The organism is Rugamonas violacea (genome assembly GCF_016461825.1).
Lineage (GTDB): Bacteria > Pseudomonadota > Gammaproteobacteria > Burkholderiales > Burkholderiaceae_D > Rugamonas.
On the sequence record NZ_JAEMNU010000035.1, the window covers coordinates 1 to 21,559 of the forward strand.

11 protein-coding genes and 1 riboswitch are annotated in these 21,559 nt (G+C 69.7%); of the genes, 1 reads left to right on the forward strand and 10 read right to left on the reverse strand.

Features of this window, described 5'->3' with window-relative positions; translation table 11 throughout:
• Positions 1-48: 48 nt before the first annotated feature.
• The 3 genes from H7U20_RS07135 to H7U20_RS07145 all read right to left on the reverse strand — a co-directional run bounded on the left by H7U20_RS07135 (position 49) and on the right by H7U20_RS07145 (position 4,214).
• A complete protein-coding gene (locus H7U20_RS07135; RefSeq protein WP_233410560.1) occupies positions 49-795 on the reverse strand; it encodes a di-heme oxidoredictase family protein in 747 nt (248 codons plus the stop codon).
• A 116-nt stretch (positions 796-911) separates the two neighbouring features.
• Positions 912-2,240 carry an ABC transporter substrate-binding protein gene (locus tag H7U20_RS07140; RefSeq protein WP_199518919.1) on the reverse strand — a complete coding sequence of 443 codons (1,329 nt, stop codon included), beginning with the start codon at positions 2,238-2,240 and terminating at the stop codon, positions 912-914.
• Positions 2,241-2,252: 12 nt separating this feature from the next.
• A complete protein-coding gene (locus tag H7U20_RS07145) occupies positions 2,253-4,214 on the reverse strand; it encodes a TonB-dependent receptor plug domain-containing protein (RefSeq protein WP_199518920.1) in 1,962 nt (653 codons plus the stop codon).
• Between the two features lie 430 nt (positions 4,215-4,644).
• On the opposite strand from H7U20_RS07145, the gene H7U20_RS07150 reads away from it, so the two are divergent.
• Positions 4,645-5,406 carry a sulfite exporter TauE/SafE family protein gene (locus tag H7U20_RS07150; protein ID WP_199518921.1) on the forward strand — a complete coding sequence of 254 codons (762 nt, stop codon included), beginning with the start codon at positions 4,645-4,647 and terminating at the stop codon, positions 5,404-5,406.
• A gap of 141 nt (positions 5,407-5,547) precedes the next feature.
• Here the strand turns inward: H7U20_RS07150 and H7U20_RS07155 are convergent, their stop codons facing one another.
• The 7 genes from H7U20_RS07155 to H7U20_RS07185 form a co-directional block, all read right to left on the reverse strand.
• Positions 5,548-7,671: a TonB-dependent receptor gene (locus H7U20_RS07155; RefSeq protein WP_199518922.1), complete on the reverse strand. Its 2,124-nt coding sequence runs from the start codon at positions 7,669-7,671 to the stop codon at positions 5,548-5,550.
• 66 nt (positions 7,672-7,737) lie between these two features.
• A riboswitch (cobalamin riboswitch) is annotated at positions 7,738-7,956 on the reverse strand.
• Positions 7,957-7,978: 22 nt separating this feature from the next.
• Positions 7,979-8,398: a Cu(I)-responsive transcriptional regulator gene (gene cueR / locus H7U20_RS07160; RefSeq protein WP_199518923.1), complete on the reverse strand. Its 420-nt coding sequence runs from the start codon at positions 8,396-8,398 to the stop codon at positions 7,979-7,981.
• Positions 8,395-10,686, reverse strand: coding sequence for a heavy metal translocating P-type ATPase (locus H7U20_RS07165; RefSeq protein ID WP_199518924.1), 2,292 nt, complete (start codon positions 10,684-10,686; stop codon positions 8,395-8,397). The genes cueR and H7U20_RS07165 overlap by 4 nt, the downstream gene beginning before the upstream one ends.
• A gap of 119 nt (positions 10,687-10,805) precedes the next feature.
• Entirely contained in the window at positions 10,806-11,669 is an 864-nt protein-coding gene (locus H7U20_RS07170) for a FecR family protein (RefSeq protein WP_199518925.1), read from the reverse strand.
• Complete coding sequence (locus H7U20_RS30130; protein WP_233410561.1) at positions 11,638-17,217, reverse strand: two-partner secretion domain-containing protein; 5,580 nt, start codon at positions 17,215-17,217, stop codon at positions 11,638-11,640. The genes H7U20_RS07170 and H7U20_RS30130 overlap by 32 nt, the downstream gene beginning before the upstream one ends.
• A gap of 27 nt (positions 17,218-17,244) precedes the next feature.
• The gene (locus tag H7U20_RS07180; RefSeq protein WP_199518926.1) at positions 17,245-18,828 is read right to left on the reverse strand and encodes a ShlB/FhaC/HecB family hemolysin secretion/activation protein; all 1,584 of its coding nucleotides are present in this window, start codon (positions 18,826-18,828) and stop codon (positions 17,245-17,247) included.
• A 431-nt stretch (positions 18,829-19,259) separates the two neighbouring features.
• Complete coding sequence (locus tag H7U20_RS07185; RefSeq protein ID WP_199518927.1) at positions 19,260-21,548, reverse strand: CHASE2 domain-containing protein; 2,289 nt, start codon at positions 21,546-21,548, stop codon at positions 19,260-19,262.
• Between the last annotated feature and the right edge of the window lie 11 nt (positions 21,549-21,559).

The window sequence follows — 21,559 nt, forward strand, 5'->3', positions numbered from 1 at the left end:
CTGCTGAATAGTGTTTCACTGCCCGTCTTTGCTCCGCCCCCTGTACGATTACGAGAAATCAGATGACGCGACAACTATCCTGACACAGGGGGCATCCGGCACCGCCGCGAGCAGGCCGAGGCCAAACACGACGGGACCGACGCGGGCCGAGGTCAATGGCCGCTGCAACGGTCCGTAGGCCAGCTCATGGAAGCGGATCTGCGGCGCGCGCAGGCGCACCTTGGCGCCGCCGGCCAGCGTCACCGTGCGCGCCAGCCGTGCCGGCCAGGCGATGCTGACGCGGCCGGGCGCCGGCACACCGGGTATGCTGGCTTCGCGGAACTGGTCGCCATAAACCGGATGCGGCTTGGGTCCGCCGTGGTCGTCAACGCCCGGCACGGACAGGCGCACCAGCAGCGCGCCGGCGCGCTCGTTGGGACCGTCCGGCGCGTGGCCCTTGCCGTTGGCGCTGTGGCAGGCGATGCAGGAGATACGGTTGTAGAAGGGGCCAAGGCCGTCCACCTGCGCGTCGGCCGCCGGTGCGATCACCCAATTCTGCCGGAACAGCGAACGGCCACGCTGGAAGCTCTCGCGCAAGGCCGGCGGCAGCTGCGCCAGCGGCTGGGCAAAGGCTTCGCGCGTAGTGTTGCCGGTGACAAGCGACGGCGGCTCGCTGGCGGCGGCGCTGAGCGTGGTCGGGCCTGCGGCGGAGGCGGAGGCGGAGGCGGAAGACGAAGCGGAAGCGGAGGCGAAAGCGGCAGTGCCGCCCGCGCACGCGGCCAGCGCCAGCAAGGTCAGGGACGCCAGATGCCTCAACGAGGCCGCCCTCGTCGCAGTTGTCGCAGTTACCGTTGTCGCCGTTGTCGCCGTTGTCGGCGCGGTCGGGCGCGCGGGCGCACGCAGCGGCGCACGCCGCGATGGAGCGCGCCATGTCATACCGCCATCCCGTCCAACATCAAGCCGGCCTGCGCGCGCCGCGCCGCGCAGGCGCGCGACCAAGCCTGCGCCAGCTCCTGCTGCGGCGGCGCGCTGCCCTCCAGGTTTTTGCCGAACTCGCGCCGCACCGCCTCGTCGTCGGCGCCGGCCTCGTCGAGCGGCGGCTGCGTCAGCAAGGCGCGCACCGCCGCCGCGTCGCGGCCGGCCGCCTCGGCGCGGTAGACGCGCTGCCACAACGCGCGCAGCTCGGCGTGCGGCGCGGCCAGCATCTGCCTGAACACGGCGGCGATGACGTTGAGCCGTTCGCGGCCACGCTCGCCGTCGTAGTTCATGATGCCGTTGGCGGCCGCCGCGTAGGGGTTGAATTCGGCCGCGTCCATGCCGGCGTATGCCTGTGGCGACACTGGCAGCTTGCGGATGTCGCGCTGCGTCAGCAAGGCCTGGCCCTGCGCCGATAGGACGAAGCGGAGGAAGGCGTCGGCGCCGGCGCCGTTGCGGCCGGCCAGCGGCAAGGCGATGTGGCCGGGGTTGACGCCGTTGTGCTGCGGGTAGCGCTGGGCGATAGCCGCGCCGTTGGCGATGGCCGCCTTGACGAAGAAGTCGATCGACAGGCCGATGGCCACCTCGCCCGGTCCGACCAAATCGGCGACGAAGCTGGCGCCGCGATGCACCAGCTGCGCCAGGGCGGCGATCTCGCTCCACAACGCCCAGCCGCGCCGCCAGCCATAGGCCTGCAGCACGATGTCGAACATCACCGGGGCGAAGCCGACTTCGTCCGGCACCGGCAGCGCGATATTGTCGAGCAGCTTGGGGTTGGCCAGCTCCGGCCAGTCACGCGGCGCCGCCACGCCCAGCTGGTCGAGCTTGCGCTGGTTGTAGGCGAACACGTAGCCGGCCACCTCGGTGGCGACGAAGTAGCCGTCCGGGTCGGCGATCTGGGTGGCGCCGATGCGCGCCGGCAGGGCGGCCTCCCGCCGCGCCAGCTTGCGCAACAGGCGCTGCTGCTTCAGGCGGGCGAAGGTGCGCGGCGAGGTGGCCCAGTACACGTCGACGGTCTCGCCGCCCGCCGCCTGCTGCGCCGCCTGTTCGAGATACGGCAGCGCGTCGTGCGGCATGCGCCACAGGAAGCGGATGCGGTACTGCGGATGGTTCTTCTCGAACGCCGCCTCGAAGCGCGCCATCACATCGTCCGGATAGCTGGTCAGGATGTTGATCTGCGTCGGCGCCTTGGCGGCGGCCAGCGCCCGCAGCGAGGCCGGCAACAGCAGCGCGGCGAGCAGCCCTCGCAACAGGCGGCGGCGCGGTGACAGGTGGGATGGCATCATCGACCTCCCCGTCTACAGCGCGCGGTTGAACTGCACGAAACAGCTGCGGCCCGCCTCCGGGAAGCCCTCGCTGTAGGCGTACAGGCGGTCGAACAGGTTGCGCACGCCGGCCTCCACTTGCAGGCCGTTGGCGAAGCGGTAGCCGGCCTTGGCGTTGGCGACGGCGAAGCCGGACACCACCTGCAGGCCGTTGCTGCTGGAGTAGCGCTGCGAGTTGGCATCGACGCTGCCGTTGAGCGTCCAGCCGTCGCCGGCCTTCCAGTTGACATAGCCGAACAGTTTGTGGCGCGGCGTGTCGATCAAACGGTTGGCGTTGCTGCGATTGCTGCGGTTCATCAGTGTGTAGTTGGCGCCCAGCTCGACCTTGCCGGCGCCGCCGCGCAGCTCCGTCTCCAGGCCGTCGACCACCACCTTGCCGACGTTCTGCTGCTGCGAGACGCTGCTGCTGATCGCGGTCGACTGGATCAGGTTGCTGATCTCGCTGTGGAACAGGGTGGCGCCCAGCGTCCACTGCGGCAGGACGCGGCCGCTGTAGCCGAGTTCGACGTGGTTCGCCTTCTCCGCCCGCAGGCCGGGGTTGGGAATCGCCGTGCCCATGCGGAAGGAGTAGCGGTCCTTGATGGTGGCGAAGCGGCTCTTGCGCGCCACGCTGGCGTGCACCGCGCCGGCGTCGCCGAGCGCGTAGTTCAGGCCGATCTGGCCGTTGACGGCCGAGGTGGAATCGGTCGGGAAGTCGCTCATCGTCCGGCTCGCGGCGACATAGTTCTGCGCCGCCAGCACGCTGGCGCGCTGGTAGGACAGGCCGGTGGCCAGGCTCCAGCGTTCGCCGAAGGAATGCGTATCCTCGATCGCCAGCACCTGGGTGCGGTCGCGGTCGGTCTGCACCGGCTGGGCCAGCACGTGTTCGCGGTGCACATCGGTCTTGCTGTTGAACGCCAATTGCAACTGGTTGTCGGCGCTCAGGCGGATATCGTCCTGGATACTCAAGCCGGTGGTGAAGTCGTCGTAGTAGCTCGGTGCGCTGCCGCCCGTGGCCAGCACGCTGTAGCTGCCGTCGGTGTATTGCGACAGCGAGTTCTTGAAGGTGTCGTAGTAGGCGCGCAGCTTGAGCGTGTGCTCGCCGAAACGGGTCTTGCTGAGGAAGTAGAGGCTTTCCTTGTCCCAGTACGGCCACTGCCAGTAGCGCGCCGTGGCGATCTTGCCGGTGTAGGGCGGCACATCCTTGACGCCGTGTTGGTTGATGTAGTTGAGCACGTACTCGTCGCCGGCGTTGGGCGTGTAGCCGAACTTCAGGTTGATCTTGTGGTCGTGCTGGGTGCTGTTGTCGCGTCCGCCGCCGTCCTCGGCCTTGCCGGCGACGAAGCTCGACGGCAGCGGATAGTTGTCCTGGTTGCTGTACGAGGCGCCGGCCTGCAAGTACCAGTCGCCCCGGTTGGTGCCGGCGTTGGCGTAAATTTGCTGGCCGAGGATGCCGCCCTTGTTGCTGAACAGCAGCGCGCCGCCCAGCTCGCCTTCCAGCGCCTTGGCCGGCCGCCGGCTAATCAGGTTGATCGCGCCGCCCAAGGTGTTGGCGCCGTACAGCGAGGAGCTGAAGCCCTTGGCGATGTCGATGCGCGCCAGGTCGAAGGTGCTGAAACGGGCCAGGTCGACATAGCCGTCATACGGCACATACACGGGGATGCCGTCGACATAGATCGGCACCTGGCGCAGGTCGAAGCCGCGCAGGTAGATCATCTGTTCGTTGCGGCCGCCGACCTTGCTCAGGCTGACGCCGGCGGCCAGGTTGAGCGCCTCGCCGACGTTGGCGCGGTCCTGCTGGCGGATCTCGTCGATGCCGATACTGCCGCCGCCGATCACCGACGGCCCCTTCTTGCCCACCACCGTGACCTGGATCTCGCCCAATGTGGCCCCGTCGTCGGGCGCCGCCAGCGCCGCGCCGGCCATGAAAACGGTGGAAAAAAGTGAAACGGCCAAGCTATCCCTGCTGTTCAACATACACCCCTTGGAATTGTGTTTTTATAAGAAAACCGCTGACAGGCCATGCTAGCGTTGCGCCGCCGGCCTGAGATAGCGCATCGCAAGTTACCGCTATATATCGGAGTATATAGCGCATCTTGCAAGATGACATTCGCCAAAATTGATCCATCTCATTGAATTCGAAATGAATAGTGCGCAGTCGGCGAAGAAATCGCCCAAGCGGAAGAGATGCTTTGCAATTCGCGACTAGGCGGCAGACCGTCGGCTCGCCCGGCCCGGCGCGGGTATAATTCCCCACACCAATTCAAGCTTGGGGCCCGATCCTCCGCCAGCGCTGGTTCCGCCGCGATCCGGCCGGAACGGCCCGATCCGGACCCCGCGTCCGACGGTGCCACCGTTCCACTTTTCATTCTGTCTGCGCCATCCCATGCCGCCCGTTCCACCGCTCGAACTTCCCATCGTCCTGCTGATCGCCGCCGCCGGCTTCTTTGCCGGCGTGCAAAACGCCCTGGCCGGCGGCGGTTCCTTCATCACCTTCCCCGCCCTGCTGCTGGCCGGCCTGAATCCGCTGGCGGCCAACATGACGTCGACCATCGCCATGTTCCCCAGCCAGACCACCTCGGCGGTGGCCGGGCGCAAGCTGGTCGGCGACGTCGGCGCGCTGAGCTTCAAGCAGTTGTTCATGATCAGCGTGGTCGGCGGCGTGCTCGGCGCGCTGCTGCTGCTCAACACGCCGGTCAGTTTCTTCGCCCGGCTGGTGCCCTGGCTGGTGCTGTTCGCCACCAGCATGTTCGCCTGGGGCAGTTTTCGCCGCAAGCCGCTGCACGCCGTCAGCGGCATGCCGACCTGGGTGCTGGTGCTGGTGCAAAGCTGTATCGCCGTGTATGGCGGCTACTTCGGCGGCGGCATCGGCTTCCTGATGCTGGCCGCGCTGACCATCGCCGGCCAGCAGGTGCGCATGGCGACGGCCACCAAGAACATGCTGGCGATGGCGATGAACGCCGCCGCCACCGTGATCTTCGCCACCTCCAAGCTGATCAGCTGGCCGGCGGCGCTGGCCTTGTGCGTCGGCGGCATCGCCGGCGGGCTGTGCGGCTCGTGGCTGATCCACCGGCTGCCGGAAAAAATCATGCGGGGCTTTGTGGTGCTGGTCGGCGCGCTGCTGACGGTGTGGATGTTCGTGCGCTAGGCGGCCGGGCCTGGCCACACAAAGCGCCCGGGACGTCGCCTGGACCCAACGGCGAAGAGCCGGGGTCGGACCCCGCAGGGTCCGACCCCAGCTTGCGCCGCTGGGTTTGGGCGGCGTGACCGGATGGCCGGAGCTTGCCGCTTAAAAGCTGGCGCGCAGGGTCAAGCGCAGGCTGCGCGATTCGACCGGGTGGTAGTGGATGTCGTCGACACCCTCGGCCGACTCGCCCGGCAGGCGCGAGGCGTAGTAGTAGTCGACGTCGCTGGCCTTGCGGTCGAACAGGTTGAAGGCGTCCAGCGACAGCTGCCAACGCTGGTCGATACGGTAGCCGAGGCGGGCGTAGGCGATGGCGGTGGAGGCGGAACGCCGGCTGTTGTCCTCGACCAGCGGACGCGGGCCGAAGTAGCGCAGCTGGAAGGCGCCCGACCACGGGCCGAGGTCGGTGATGGTGGCGCCGAACGAGGCGACCTTGCCGACCGCGCCGGGGATGTGCTTGCCGGCCGGGTCATCCTCGCTGTAGTGCGAACGCGAGTAGGCCAGGTCGAGGTCGAACAGCAGCCACGGCCGGGCGATGTAGTGGTTGTTCAACTCGATGCCGGAGCGGTGGCTGGCGCGGCTGGCCGAGGTGTCGCCGGCGTCGCCGGAGAACACCAGTTCGGAGGCCGAACGCAGGCGCCACAAAGCCAGCGAGGTTTGCAGGCCGGGCACGATCTCGCTGCGCATGCCCAGCTCGGCGCCACGGGTCTTGACCAGCGGCGTGACCGGCTCGGTCGGCTCCAGTTCGCGCGGCGTCAGGTGCACGGTGGTGCCGCGCGCGTCGTTGCTGTGGAAGCCTTGGCCGTAGTTGAGGAAGAACTCGGTCTGGCGCCACGGTCCCAGCACCAACGACAGCTTGGGCGAGGTGATGCCGGCGCCGGCCTTGCCGGAGTTCTCGGCGAGGTTGCTGCGCACGTCGAAGCGGTAGCGGTCGTAGCGCAGGCCGGCGACGCTGCGCAGCCAATCGTTCCACTGCACGGTGTTCTCGACGTAGGCGCCCAGGCTGCCCTGCTTGACGGTGGACTCGCCGATGGTGCGCAGGGTCTGCTGGCGCTCGGTGGCGTACAGCGCCAAGGGGGCGATGTGGTCGTAGCGGCCCTGCAGGCCGAGCTTGGTGTTGACGTCGCGGCCGCCCAGCTTGCCGAACCAGGTCTGCGCCACTTCGCCGCCGGCCATGCGGCGTTTTTCCGTCTGGCGGAACTGGTCGCCGTGCTCGGGGTCGTCGAGGAAGTAGGTGAAGTTGTTGTACAGCGTCAGGCTGGACTGCACCAGGTAGGCGTTGGCGCTGAACAGTTGCTCGGCGCTGCGCCGCTTCATGCCGAAGGACAGGCTGTAGCGCGAGGTGTCGCCGTCGTCGCTGGAGTCGATCACGCCGTAGGGATCGAGCGTGCCGGCGGCCACGGCGCGGCGCGGAATCTGGTTGCTGGAGTGCCAGGCGCCCTTGTACGCCATCGCGGTGAGGTTGAAGTTGTTGTCGCTGCCGCCGCGGCTGTAGCGCAGCACGCCGATGTTCTTGTGGAAGGCCTCCGGCAACTGCCATGGGCCGTTGTTGTGGGCGTATTCGGTGCTGTACAACAGGTTGCCGTCGGCCAGCGCCGTCGAGCCGGCCAGCATGGCGCGCTGGTATTGGTTCTGGCCGACGGTCAGGCTGGCCATGCTCTGCTTGAGCTTGTTGAACAGGCCCATGTGGGCGGCGCCGGCCGAGGCGAAGTCGCCCTCGTCGGCGTAGTACGGCCCCTTCTTGTAGTTGATGCGGTCGACCAGCTCGGGGATCACGAAGTTCAGGTCGGTGTAGCCCTGGCCGTGGGCGTGGCTGCGCATGTTGACGGGCATGCCGTCGACGAAGGTGGCGAAGTCGGTGCCGTGGTCGAGGTTGAAGCCGCGCAGGAAGTACTGGTTGGCCTTGCCGTCGCCGCTGTGCTGGGTGACGATCACGCCGGGGACGAATTCGAGCAGCTCGCCGGGCCGCAGCGCCGGACGGTTGGCGATCAGCGCCGCCGTCACCATGCCCTGGCTGGCGGCGCCGGAGGTGCCGACGCTGTTGTCGTAGTGGCCCAGCACCTCGACAGCGGCGGCAGCGGCAGCGGCCGGTGGCGGCGCCTCGTCGGCGCGCGCGGCGGCGCATGGGAGGGCCAGCGCGGCCAGCGCGGACAAATTGGTGAGCGTGGTGAAACGGGCGTGGCGAACGGTTTGCAGACGGCGGGGCCGTTGCGTGAGAAATGACAGCATGAAAGATCCGATAGACAGCGGCAATCCACCCACCTCCCCGTGGGCACGATTGAACAGAAGGCGCGCGCGCCTCCACCTGTCGTGGCCGGTATCCGGGCTGGCAAGACGAACCGCGCCACCTTCCCATGCGAACGCACAGTGGTATTGAGTTGCGGCTTGTCGTCGACGACGACGCTTGCTTACCGTTGCGGGGGCAGCACATGTTGACCGCGTGGGCGGCGCCATGTTTCCCGTTTAACTGCGCGTCCGGACGGACGCGCGGGCACCAAAACAGCGCGATTATACGGTCGCACCGTCCAAGGGTCTATCACTTCTTGCTAGTCGCGCAACAGTCGGCGCCGGCCGCGCCCAGGCTTTGCAGGATCGGACAATCGGGGCGCGCGTCGCCGTGGCAGCTGCCGGCCAACTGCCGCAAGGTGTCGCGCATTTCGCTGAGGGCGGCGATGCGCTCGTCGAGCTCGGCCACGTGGCCGAGCGCGATGGCCTTCACGTCGGCGCTGGCGCGCGCCTTGTTCTGCCACAGCGACAACAGCTCGCGGATCTGCTCGAGCGAGAAGCCGAGCATGCGGCCGCGCTTGATGAAGCGCAGCGCGTGCAGTTCGTCCTCGCTGTAGGTGCGGTAGCCGGCCTCGCTGCGCCGGCTGGCCGCGACCAGGCCGATGCTTTCGTAGTAGCGGATCATCTTGGCCGTCACGCCGGTGGCGCTGGCCGCCTGGCCGATGTTCATTGCGCGGCCTCCGGTTTCCAGCGGCGCAGCAGCAGCGCGTTGCTGATCACGCTCACCGAGCTGAGCGCCATGGCGGCGCCGGCCACCATCGGGTTGAGCAGGCCGAAGGCGGCCAGCGGGATGCCGACCAGGTTGTAGATGAAGGCCCAGAACAGGTTCTGCCGGATCTTGCGGTAGGTGCGGCGCGAGATGGCGATGGCGTCGGCCACCAGCGCCGGGTCGCCGCGCATCAGGGTGATGCCGGCGGCGTGCATGGCGACGTCGGTGCCGGTGGACATGGCGATGCCGACGTCGGCGGCGGCCAGCGCCGGCGCGTCGTTGATGCCGTCGCCGACCATGGCGACGCGCTGGCCGGCCGCCTTCAGCGCGGCGACGGCCTCGGCCTTGCCGCCCGGCAGGACGTTGGCCAGCACCCGGCCGATGCCGAGCGCGGCGCCGGCGGCGTCGGCGCTGCCCTGGTTGTCGCCGGTCAGCAGCACGGTCTGGATGCCCAGCGCGTGCAGGCGCTGCACGCCGGCGCGGGCGCCCGGTTTGATCCGGTCGCCGAAGGCCAGCAGGCCGAGCAGGCGCGGCGGCGTGCTGTCGGCCAGCCAGGAGATGGTCAGGCCCTGGGCTTCCAACGCGGCGGCGCGGGCGGCCAGCGGCGCCAGCGCCACGCCCTGCTCTTCCATCAGGCGGCTGCTGCCGAGCAACAGGCGGCGGCCGTCGACGGTGGCGGCGACGCCGCGTCCGGGCAAGGCGCTGAGCTCGCTGGCCGGAGCGGCGTTGAACCGCGCCGCGCCAGCCGGCGCGGCCTCGGCCAACTGCCGGGCGGCGGCCTCGACCACGGCGCGGGCCAGCGCGTGCTCGCTGCCGCGCTGCACGCTGGCGGCCAGTTGCAGCAACTCGCGCTCGCCGATCTCATGCGGCACGGCGGCGGCCAGGGTCGGCTTGCCCTCGGTCAGCGTGCCGGTCTTGTCGAACACCACCGTGCTGGTGTGGTGGGCGATCTCCAGCGCCTCGGCGTCCTTGATCAGAATGCCGTAGCGGGCCGCCACGCCGGTGCCGGCCATGATGGCGGCCGGCGTCGCCAGTCCCAGCGCGCAGGGGCAAGCGATCACCAGCACGGCGACGGCGTTGATGATGGCCAGCCCGACGTCGCCGCCGGCCAGCCACCAGCCGAGGAAGGTCAGCAGCGCCAGCAGCAGCACCACCGGCACGAAGACGGCGCTGACCCGGTCGACCAGGCGCTGGATCGGCGCCTTGGCGGCCTGCGCGTCCTCGACCAGGCGGATGATGCGGGCCAGCGTGGTCTCGGCGCCGACCGCGTCGGTGCGCACCAGCAGCAGGCCGTCGCCGTTGATCGAACCGCCGGTGACCCGCTCGCCGATCTGGCGCGCCACCGGCAGGCTCTCGCCGCTGATCAAGGACTCGTCGAGCTGGCTGGCGCCCTCGACGACGACGCCGTCGACGGCGACCCGCTCGCCCGGACGGATCACCACCAGGTCGCCCAGTCGCACCTGGTCGATGGCCAATTCAATGTCCTGCCCGCCACGGCGCAGCCGCGCCGACTCGGGGCGCAGCACCTGTAGCGCGCGGATCGCCGCCGTGGTCTGGCGCTTGGCGCGGGCCTCCAGCCATTTGCCCAGCAGCACCAGGGTGATCACCACGGCCGAGGCCTCGAAGTACAGCACCTGCATGCCCATCGCGTCGGGGTGGGCGCCCGCCAGCAATTGGTAGACGCTCAGGCCATAGGCGGCGCTGGTGCCCAGGGCCACCAGCAAGTCCATATTGCCGCTGCCGGCGCGCGCCGCCTTCCAGCCGGCGCGGTAGAAGCGCGCGCCCAGCCAGAATTGCACCGGCGTGGCCAGCAGGAACTGGACGCGGCCGTCGAGCATGGCGTGGACGCCGAACCAGTCGAGCAGCATCGGCGCCAACAGCGGCAGCGACAGCAGCGCGGCGAGCAGCACGGCGCGGCCGTCGTTGCCGCTGTGCGCCATGGCGACGGCGGCCGACTCGGGCTTGGCCGGCGGTGGCGCGGCGTGGTAGCCGGCCCGCTCGACCACCTCGGCCAGGGCGGCGAAGGAGAGCGGCGCGGCCGACTCGACGCGCGCCATCTCGGTGGCCAGGTTGACGCTGACGCTGTGCACGCCGGGTATGGCGGCCAGCGCCTTTTCCACCCGGCCGACGCAGGAGGCGCAACTCATCCCTTCGATGCGGATGGCCTGGGACAGCGCGGGATCGGCGGCGGCGGGCGCGGCGGCGGTGGCGGTGGCGGTGGCGGGACTGAGGGTGTTGGACGGACTCATGGGCGGTACTCGGCTGATGACAGGATCACTGTAGCATCAACCATCCCATGATAGGAAGGTCAAGCGCTTTCGTGCGGAGTGGGTGGCGGCAGGCGCTGCCGCGCCGCCGCCCGCCCCGCTCAGCGCACCTCGCAGTCGACGGTCTTCGGTTTGCCGGCGCCGGCGCTGCCGCCGTTGGCGCCACTCGACGACGCGCTGAAGGCCGGCGGCGGCGTGAATTGCATGCCGGGGTTGAGCGGCAGCACCACCGGCGGCTGCTTGAACGAGGCGGTGTAGCCGAACTGGCCGGCGGCGAACTGTTGCGAGCCGCCGCTGTTGCTCAAATGGATCAGGCCGTCGAGCACTTGCACGTACAGGCCGGGCGGCCGCGCCGCGCTCGGCGGCTGCGGCGGCCCCTGCGCCAGCAACAAAGGCGGCGGCAACGGACGCAGCGGCATCAGCGGGGCGGCGTCGGTGCCGCCCAGCGCGGCGGTGCTGGCCATGCGCCAGGCTTCGCGCGCGGCGACGCTGACCTCGGGCTCGGGCTCCCATTCGGCGATGAAGGTGGTGCCGCGTATGCCGATGGTGGCGCTCGGCGTCTTCAGTTCGAAGCGTTCCTTGCTGCGTTTGCCGAGCAGGCCGGTCAGCGAGCGCAGGCCGCCCTTGACCAGGCTGAACGAGGCGGCGTCGCCGCCCGGTTTGCCGGCGTCGAAGGAGAAGTTGTCGATCTTGAAGGTGGTGCCGGGCTTGAGCGTGACCTCGCTGTTGTCGATGAACTTGACCAGGGCGTAGGTGTTCTTCTCCGTCACCAGTGTGTCGCCGCTCTCCACCTCGGACTTGAGCGAGAGGATCTTGACGGCGCCGTCGGCCTTGCGCGCCAGCAGCGGGCCGCTCAGCTGGGTCACCGTGCCGGCGACCTGGGCCGCCAGCGCCAGCGAGCCGGCACACCACAAGACCAGCAGCAGCCAGGCCTTAATTGCAATAGAGTTTTTTGACGGGTTCATTTTTCGTTTCACTTTTTCCATTGCTGGCGACCGATTTGTCGTCCGACTTTTTGTCGTCCTTCTTGCCGTTGTCGGCCTTGCTGTCGTCCGGCGTGCTGGCCGCCGCGGCGCCGCCGCTGCTGCCGCCGCCGCCGGTGGACGACGCCTTGTCCGGATCGAGGAAGACCGTCGTCGCGTCGTGGCGCGGCGCACCGCTGGCGATGGTTTTGATCACCTCGTTGCTGGCCTGCTGCACCGGCTTGACCGGTTCGCTGGCCGTCGGCGGCGACAGGATCTGGCACAGTGCCGAGTTCGGCGCGATGGTGCAGATGTCGGCCGACGGTGGCGGCGTTGGGGTTGGCGTCGGCACCGGGGTCGGCGTCGGCGCCGGCGTTGGCACCGGGGTCGGAACCGGGGTCGGCACGGGCGTCGGCGTCGGCGTCGGTTCGGGCGTGGGCGTCGGGGTCGGCACGGGCGTGGGCGTTGGCACGGGCGTCGGCGTCGGGGTTGGAACCGGCGTCGGGGTTGGCACCGGCGTCGGCGTCGGCTCCGGCGTGGGGGTCGGCGTCGGGGTCGGGGTCGGCGTCGGGGTCGGCAAGTTCTGCCCCGGCGCGCTGCTCACCTGGCCGCTGGTGGTGTGTACGGTGCTGCTGGTGACGCCGACGATGTTGTGGCCGGCGGCCAGCGCGATGTTGCCGCTGCTCGACATGACCTGGCCGAAAATGGTCAGAATGTCGTCGGTCGCGTTGCTCGGCCCGCCCGCCGCCAAGTGGATATTGCCCGACGAGGAACTGACCTCGCCGAACACGCTCAACGGGCTGTGGGTCTGCACGCTGATCGCGCCGACGCCGGTCTTGATGCTGTCGCCGGCGCCGACGACCACGCCGCCGGTGTTGTCGAGCGTGATGGCGCCGTCGTTCGGCGTCGTCACGTCGGTCTGCCACAACTTGTGCACGACCAGCTCGACCGGGTGGCCCTCGACCTGGTGGTGCGGGTTGTTGATATTGGTGATGTTGATCGGCGCCGTGCTGTGGCTGCCGGCCTTGTTCTCGGCCGTCAACTCGGCCACCTGGGTCAGCAGCGGCAAGGCGGCCGTGCCGATGCCCTCGGTGGCGTCGAGCGTCAGCAGGCCGGCGGTGATGCTGCCGCCGGGCACGACGGTGCCGTCGGCGCGGGTGATGGCGCCGCTCAGCGCGCCGCTGGCGATGGCCAGCGAGACATTGCCCTGCGAGTAGAGGCCGTCGACATCGTAGAGCTGCGCCGCGGTGTTGCCGCCGCCGACCAGGCGGGCGATCGCCAGGCTGCGGTTGTTGACGAAGCTGAAATTGTGGCCGCTGCCGGTCTGGTGCGCCGCCAGGTTCTGCACCTTGTTGCCGCTGTTGGTCAGGCTGACCGCGCCGTTGGTCTCGATGCCCAGGTCGCGCACCTCGATCGGACCGGTCTGGCTAATCTGGCCGTTGCCCAGCAGGCCGATGCGGGTGGTCAGCGCGTTGCGGTCGGTCAGCGCGCTGACCCCGACGGTGATGCCGGCGACGCTGATGTTGCCGGTCAGGGTGTTGCTGTCGGTCGAACCGATGCCGACGGTGGCGGCGGCCAGGAAGGACAGGTCGGTGATCGACAGGCACGGCGGCGAGGCGCAGGCGGCGCCGACGGTGATGCCGCGTCCGCTGGTGGCGGGCGACATGCTGACGACGTTGGCGGTGACGGTGTCGGTGATGCTCAGTTCGTCCGACTTGAGCTTCAGCACGTCGGCGCCGAGCGTCGCGCCGATGGTGATTTTGCCCGGACTGTTGAGCCCCAGCACGCTGCTCGGCAGCGACAGCGCGCCGACCACGTCGAGGTCGCCGTCGGCCGAGATGTCCAGCCTGGCGGCGCTGATCGTCGCCAGGCCTGCGGCCGACAGGCGCAGCTTGTCGCTGCTGGCCGCCGAGCTGCCCAGTTCGACCGCCTTGCCGCTGGAATGGGGGGCCAGCGCGACCAGGCCGCCGCCGGCGTTGATGCCCTGGCCGGCGCTGGTGCCGAGCACGATGTTGTCGCCGCGCAGGTAGACGGCCAGCGCGCTCAGCATGCCGTGGTTGGTCAGCACGCCAGCGGACTCCAGGCCGATGCCGCCGCCGACGGTGAGCGGCGCCGCCACCATCAGGTTGCCGCCGGTCTGCAGCGTCAGCTTCTGGGCGTAGTTGGCCGAGCCGCTCAGGTCGAGCGCGCCGACCACGCTGATGCCGCCGGTGTGGCTGCTCTGGCCGATGCTGATGCCGGCGCCGCTGACGGTTCTCAGCATGGTGTCGGTCAGCGCCAGCGCGCTACCCTCGCCGTCGCTGGCACCGGCGCCGACCTCGATGGCCTGGCCGGCACTGTGGGTGACGAAACTGACGGTGGGATAGAAGCCGGGCGAGGCGCTGCTCGGCACCACGCCGTGCACCGACGCGGTGCTGTTGAGGGCGACGCGGTTGGCGTCGAAGCTGATCGAGCTGCCGGACACGCTGGCGCCGTTTTTGAGCCAAATGCCGCTGCTGCCCGTCGCGCTCAGCGCCACGTTGCCGCCGGTCACGCTGGCCGCGCTCGGCGTGCTGGTGTTTTCGAGCACGATGCTGGCGCCGCTCAGTTGCAGGTTGGCGCCATGGCTGGACACCGCCTGCTCGACCTTCAGCTGGCCGCTGGTGCTGATGCTCAGGTAGGTGTCGTTGTTGTTGTTCAGGCTGACGGCGCCCAGGGTCAGCGCGCCGAGGTTGGTGAGGCTGAGCAGGCTGACGTTCTCCGCCGTCAGCGCGGCGATCTGGTTGGAGATGCTATTCAAATGCACATTGCCGGCCGTGAGCAGGGTCAGCTGCGGCGTCACCACCGGCGCGTAGGAATTCTGCTCGATCGAGCTGGCCGCCAGGGTGACGCCGCTGGCGCCGTTGATGCCGCTGTACTCGTTGCCGGTGTCGACCGTCAGCGCGCCGCCGGTCTTGAACTGGAAGGCGCCGACGGTGCTGTGGCCGGAGACGTGGGCCACCGTGTTGTTGCCGCTCAGCGTGACCGCCGTGCCGATGGCCGACAGGCTGGCGGCGTTGAGCGCCGCGCTCTGCGTGACGGCACCGCCCTCGCCGATGGCCAGCAAGGCCAGCGCGCCCTGCACCGTGACGGCGCCGTTGACGGCGACGCCGCCGCCGGTCAGGCTCAGCTTGCTCTGCGCGCTGCCGCCGCTCTCGCCCAAGTTGAGCGTGCCGACCACCGTCAGCGCGCCGTGGTGGCCGCTGTAGCCGCCGATCAGCAGGTTGGCGCCGCTGCTGGTCTTCAATTCCGTCTCGCTCAGGCCGAGCACGCCGCTGGCGTCGGTGGCGCCGCTGCCGACGTTGATGACGGTGGCGCTGCCGTAGGTGTCGAGCTTGAGCGTGGCCGCGCCGAGCGCGCCGGCCAAGCTCATCTGGTCGGCGCGCAGGGCGATGGTGGGCGCCTGCAGTTGCGCGCCGCTGCCGACCGCCAAGCCGCCGCTGCCGAGCGCCGTGGCGCTCAGCGTGGCGTAGGCGTCGCTCAGCGTGATGTTGTGGTTCAGCGTGATGGCGGCGCCGCTGATCAGGTTCAGATCGGTCAGGTCGTCCAGGCCCAGCGTGGCGGCGCTGACGATGCTGCCGGCGCTGCCGTTGCCCAGCGTCAGGGTGTGGGTGGCAATGCCGCTCAGCTCGCCCGACTCCAGGCCCAGCGTGCCGCCCGATTTGCCGCCCAGGGTGATGCCGCGCCCCGCCGTGTAGGGTGCCAGCGTCACCGCGCCGGTGCCGCTGCGGCCGCCGGCTTCGATGCCGTGGGACAGGGTGATGTTATCGGCCAGCAAGGAGGCCGTCGCCACGCCGCTGATGTTGCCGTCGCTGCCCAGCGTGATGGCGCCGTCGGCCTTCGCCGCCGTCACGCCCAGCGCGCCGCCGCCCAGGGTCAAGGCGTCGTGGATCTGCACGCTGGTGCCGCTCAGGTTCAGGTTGCCGCCGCCGGTGCTCAGGGCGCCGCCGGCGTTGATGCTCAACAGGCCGGTGTCGTGGTTGGCGCCGCCGGCGTCGTTGGCGCTCAGTGTGATGGCGCCGTTGTTGGTGCCGATGGCGGCGTTGACGTTGATGTTGTTGCCGGCCTGCGCGGTCAAGCCCGTGCCGGGGTGGCTGATCGCCACCGCGCTGTTGAAGGTGATGTCGTGGTTGGCCTGCAGCACCACGTCGGCGGTCTGGCCCGATAGCATTGCGGCGTCCACCGTGCTGGTGCCGCTCGACGGCGCGTTGGCGAACAGCGCCAGCTCGCTGATGTCCGAGACGCCGCCGCCAGTGGCCACCACCTCGATGTCGTAGGGGTCGAGCAGCCAGCGGCCGCGGGCGCCGGCCGGCGCGCCGGCGTCGACCTTGGCGCCGGCGACATCGAGATAATGGCCCGAGGTTTCCACCAGGCCGCCGTTGCCGCCGGCCGCGCCGCCGCGCGCCGAAATGCCGCCGTGCATGCGCGTGGCCGTCTCGCTCCACACCACCACCTTGCCGCCGTCGCCCCGCGCCAGCGCGTCGGCGCGGATCCGCGCCGCCGGCGCCACGAAGGTTTGCTGCGCATTGCGCAGCGCCGGGTTGGCGCCCTGGTAGTCGCCGCCGACCAGCACGCTGCCGCCGCCGGTCGCGCCGCTGGCGTCGACCAGCGCGTTGCCGTTCAGGCCGACCTGCCGGCCCAGCAGTTCGATGTGGCCGCCCTGCCCCGCCGCGTTGCCGGCGCTGGTCACGCTGCCGGCCTCGAGCAGCGTGCTGCCGCTGGCCTTGAGGATGATCTGGCCCTGCGCGCCGCGCACCGCCGAGTCGGCGTTGATGTTGCCGCGCTGGCTGACCAGCGCGCCGTAGATGCCGACCCGGCCGCCCTGGGCGACGATGGCGCCCAGGTTCAAGGCGCGGTCGGCCGGCGCGGCCAGCAGCACGCGCACGTCCGGATTGCTCGAATCGACCAGCTGCACGCTGTGGCCGGCCGCCAACACCACCTCGCCGTTGGGCGCCGTGATCAGGCCGCTGTTCTCCACCTCGGGCGCCAGCAGGAAGACCTGGCCGCCGCCCGGCGTGGTGATGCTGCCGGCGTTGGCCACTTTGCCGGCGCCGGCGCCGGCGCTGAAGTTGTTCTTGCCGGCCAGGAAATCGGCGTTGGAGATCGCCAGGCTGGACGCCACCAGGCCGTTGACGTCGACCCGCGCGTCCCTGCCGAACAGCACGCCGTTCGGATTGATCAGGAACACCTTGCCGTTCGACTGCAGCGCGCCGAGGATCTGGCTGGGGTCCTGGCCGGTGATGCGGTTGAGCACGCGGCTGTCGCCGCTCTGCTGGATGAAGCGGGTCAGCTCGCCCGGATTGATCGAGAAACTTTTCCAGTCGATGATGGTGTTCGGCGTGTTGGTGATCGAGAACAGCGCGCCCTGCTGGTTGAACGTCGCCTGGCCGTGCACCACCTGCGGCGAGACGGGGTTGGCCTGCGCCGTGCTGAAGCAGGCCGCCACCACCACCGCCAACAGCTTGCGGCGCAGGTGCAGGGAGGCCGCCGTGCTGGCGGGCCGGAGGGTGTGCTGGCTGTGGAGGTTTTTCATCATCGTGTCCTGGTGTGGCCGGGCCGTCTAGTACGACAGGCCCAGGCGCAGATGCAGACGGTTGGCGTCGGCGCGCGCGGTGGCGCCGGCGCGCAGCACATGGCCGTAGTCGATTTGCAGATTGAGGTTGCTGGCGATCAGGAAGCGCAGGCCGAGGCCGGCGCTGGCGATCGAGGTGCCGTCCAATTCGCCCGGCAGCGCGTGGTTGCGGCGCACCCGGGCATGGTCGTAGAAGGCCAGCAGGCGGCAGTTCCAGCCGTCCCGGCCGACGCAGAGGTTGGGCGTGTAGGCCTCCAGGTTGGCGCCCAGGCCGCTGTCGTTGGAGATTTCGCGCTCGGCGAAGCCGCGCACCGAGCTCGAACCGCCGGCGCCGAACTGCTCGCCGGGGATCAGCGCGTCGGCGCTGTACTGGCCGTTGACAATGGCGCGCAGCGCCCAGTCGGCGGCCAGCGGGTAGCTGGCGCTGGCGGCGAAGCGCAGCGCCGTATAGCCGGCCTTGGCGCCGAGGCGCGCCAGGGTGAAGGCGTCCTGGCCGCCCTTGGCGCCGCCGGCGACATTGTGCAGCAGGGTCAGCGAGGCGCTGAGTTCGCCCTTGTCCAGGGTCCAGGTGCCCAGGTAACCCAGGCTCAGCGGGTGCACCGTGACGTCGTTGCCGAGCTCCTGGCCGAGCAGCAGGACGCTGTTCTTGAAGGCCTTGTAGTCGAGGCCGTAGACCAGCCGCGACTCGTAATTGCCGCGCTTGGCCAGGTTCTGGTTGTAGCGTCCGCCGTACACCGCGCCCTTGCCGCTGACGGCCAGGTCGAACACGCCGGCGCTGACGGTGCCCGAGTCGACGTTCGAATAGCTGGCGAACAAGTCCAGCGAGTCGCCCAGCGCGTACAGCGGGATGTGGTAGCCGGCGCCGTAGACCTTGACCCGGCTGGGGTGTTCCAGCGTGGTGGTGTATTGCAGGCTGGCGACGTGGTCGCGGCCCCACAGGTTGGCGTTCTGCAGCACCAAGCCGGCGTGGGTCTTGCCGGTCTGCTCGGTGCCGGTGTTGTCCAGGTTGAGCATGGCCTTCCATGGGCGTTCGTCGGCCACCTCCAGCACGGCGTCGACCTCGTCGTCGCGCTCGCCGCTTTGCAGCTTCAGGTTGACCTTCTTGGCCGGGTTTTCATTGCCCAGCTTGAGCCCGGCCGAGATCTGCGCCAGGTTGGGCAGCCGGCCCTCCTGCAAGGCCGGCAGGCTGCGGCGGATGTTGGCCTCGTCGAAATATTGGTTGTTCTTCACGCTGACCCGGCCGATCGTGCTTTGCACCACCTTGAAGCGCACCACGCCCTGGTTCAGCTCCTGTTCCGGCAGCTCGACGGTGACCACGTTGTAGCCGCGCGCGTGGTAGGCCGCCTCGAGCGCCTCCAGCGCCCGCTGGACGTCGCCGAAGTCGCGCTCCTGGCCGGTGAAGCGGGCCAGCAGCTGTTCGATCTGCGCCGGCGGCAGCAGGGTGTTGCCGCTGACGTCGAAGCGCTTGATGTCGAAACGGATGGGCGCGGCGGCGGCCTCGGCGCTGCGGCCCGGCGCCGAGGCCGTGACCAGCAGGGCGCCGGCGAGCATGCTCAACAGGTGACGTTTCATGTGTCGGGTCATGGAATTTTCTTACGCTGTGGATGAAGTTGCCTACTCCGATGCTAGCATAAGGGGGCATGGGAAAAACCCTCCCACACCGCTTATAGTGTTCAGAAGCAACACTTTCAAATCCGACGCCGCGCCATTCCAGGCAGGCGGGCGGCGGCGACATGGCCGTGTTTGCGCGCTTAGGACGGCGCAAAGGCGTGGCCGGCGGCTCCCCACAATGGGACGGGCGGCGGCGCGGCAGACTCCTCCCGGCCGCTTTGCGTAAGCACGCAAAAATAGCCAGCAGGAAATTATTGTTACCTGTAGTCTAGTCTTGTTTTGCCGCTTCGTCAGCACATTCCGCGCGCCGCGTCGGTTTTCCGCACAGCCGCGCCAGGCCCGGGTTTTGCGCGCCGCCGCGCCGGCATCGCGCCACGGCGTTTTTCAGCGGCTCACTTGGTCTCGAAGGTGGTCACGCCGTCCCAGTCGGCGCCGGGTGGATGGCCGCGGAACCACGCCACGCGGCCGGCGTACAGCGCGTACAGGCCGCGCTCGGGCGCCGCCGCGCCCAGCTCGGCGAGCAGGCGCTCGGCCCGGTCCCAGTCCTGCGCCCGCACGGCGGCCAGCGCCTGCCCCCAGCGCGCCAGCTCGGCCTGCGTGGCGGCGTCGATCTCGCGCGCCAGCGCCAGCGGCTCGTAGATGGCGACCGGCTCGTTCTTGCCCTTGACGCGCACCAGGTCCAGCTCGCGGTAGGCGAATTCGGGCGCCGCCGCGCGCGTCGTCTCGCCGACCGCGATGCCGACGCCGTAGACCTTGGTGATGCCCTCCAGCCGCGAGCCGAGGTTGACGGCGTCGCCCATCACCGTGTAGGCGCGGCGGATCTTCGAACCCATGTCGCCGACATGCATCAGGCCGCTGTTCAGGCCGATGCCGATCTTCAGCGGCGGCCAGCCACGGGCGATGAAGTCCAGGTTCAGCCGCGCCGCGCTGGCCTGCATCAGCAAGGCGGTGGCGACGGCCCGGCTGGCGTGGTCGGCGAAGGCCACCGGCGCGCCCCAGAAGGCCATGACGGCGTCGCCGATGTACTTGTCGAGCGTGCCGCGGTGGCTGTCGCGGATGTCCTCCGACATCGCCGTCAGGTACAGGTTGATGTACTCGCGCAGCGCCTTCGGCGTCAGCCCCTCGGAGATGGTGGTGAAGCCGCGCACGTCGACGAACAGCACGGTCAGCTGGCGGCTCTCGCCGTCCATATTGTATTTTTCCGGGTCGTCGGCCATCTCGGCGACCAGCTCGGGGGCGACATACTCGCCGAAGCGCGAGACCAGCGCGCGGCCGCGCCTGACCTCGAAGAAATAACCCCAGGCGACGTTGAGGATGAACAGGGCGAACACCAGCAGCAGCACGGCGGCCATGTTGAGCACGGCGTCGTGCGCGCTGTACAGGTAGTAGTTGAAGCCGGCGGCGGCGGCCAGCGCCGCCAGCGACAGCAGCACCGAGTACAGCGGCGAGAGCACGGCCAGCGCCGCCGTCAGCAGCAGGCCCAGCACCACCACCTGCAGGAACTCCACGGTGAAGGCGTAGTAGGGGCGCGACTTGAAGCTGTTGTCGAGGATCGACTTGATCAGGTTGGCGTGCACCTCGACCCCCGGGTACTCGGCGTTGACCGGGGTGGCGCGCACGTCGTTCAGGCCGGGCGCGGTGGTGCCGACCAGCACGATGGCGTCCTTCAGCAGCGCCGGCGCGACCTTGCCGGCCAGCACGTCGGCGGCCGACAGGTAGCGGAAGGCGCCGCCCTCCGGCCCGCCCCGGCCGCGGAACTGCACCGTGGTGGTCAGCCCCTCGCCGACCGGGATGCCGATCTGGCCCTTGCCGCGCGGGCCGTCGACGAACAGGCTGATGTATTCGAGGCCGCCGTTGTCGAGCTCGGCGGCCGACAGGGTGTCGGCGGTGTCCTCGAAATACGGCGCGATGGCGCGCGCGTTGAGGAACACGGCGCTGACGGCCAGCGACAGCGAGGGGTAGTAGCCGTCGCCGATGCGCTGCAACAGGGTCGACGAGCGCACCACGCCGTCGCTGTCGGTCAGCGCGGTGAAGATGCCGGCGCCGCGCGCCGCCTGTTGCAGGCGGGCGATGTTGGCCTCGTAGCCGCGCGCGGTGTAGGCGCTCACCGCGCGGCCGTGCAGCCCGGCGACGCTGAAGGCCGGCGCCGGCAGCACGCCTTTGACTTGCTTGTCCGATACGTTGTAGCCGAGCACCACCGGCCGGCCCCTGATGGCCGCCGCCAGCAGGCCGTCGTAGTCCAGCTCGTCCTTCAGCGCGGCCAGGCTGGCGGCGAAGCCGGCCACCTCCTTGAGTTGCCGCTGCGCCAGGCGCTGCAGCACGGCGTAGCCGGACGAGGTGTCCGGCTCGGGGAAGGAGATGTCGAAGCCGATCGCGCCGGCCTGGTAGTGTTCGCCCAGCTGGGTCACCAGGCGCGCCATCACGTCGCGGCCCCAGGGGAAGCGGCCGATCTCGGTCAGGCTCTTCTCGTCGATGTCGACGATCACCACGCGCGGGTCGAGCACGGCCGGCTCCAGCCGCATGCGCTGGTCGGACAGGAAGGTGTCGAGGTGGGCCAGCGCCGCCAGCGGGAAATAGTTCAGCGTGTACAGCGCCGCCAGCGCGGTCAGCAGCAGTCCCAGCGCCCAGCGCGCGCCGTGCTTGCGCAGCCGGCGGCCCCAATTGGCGCCGCTCAGGCGCACGCCGCCTCCCC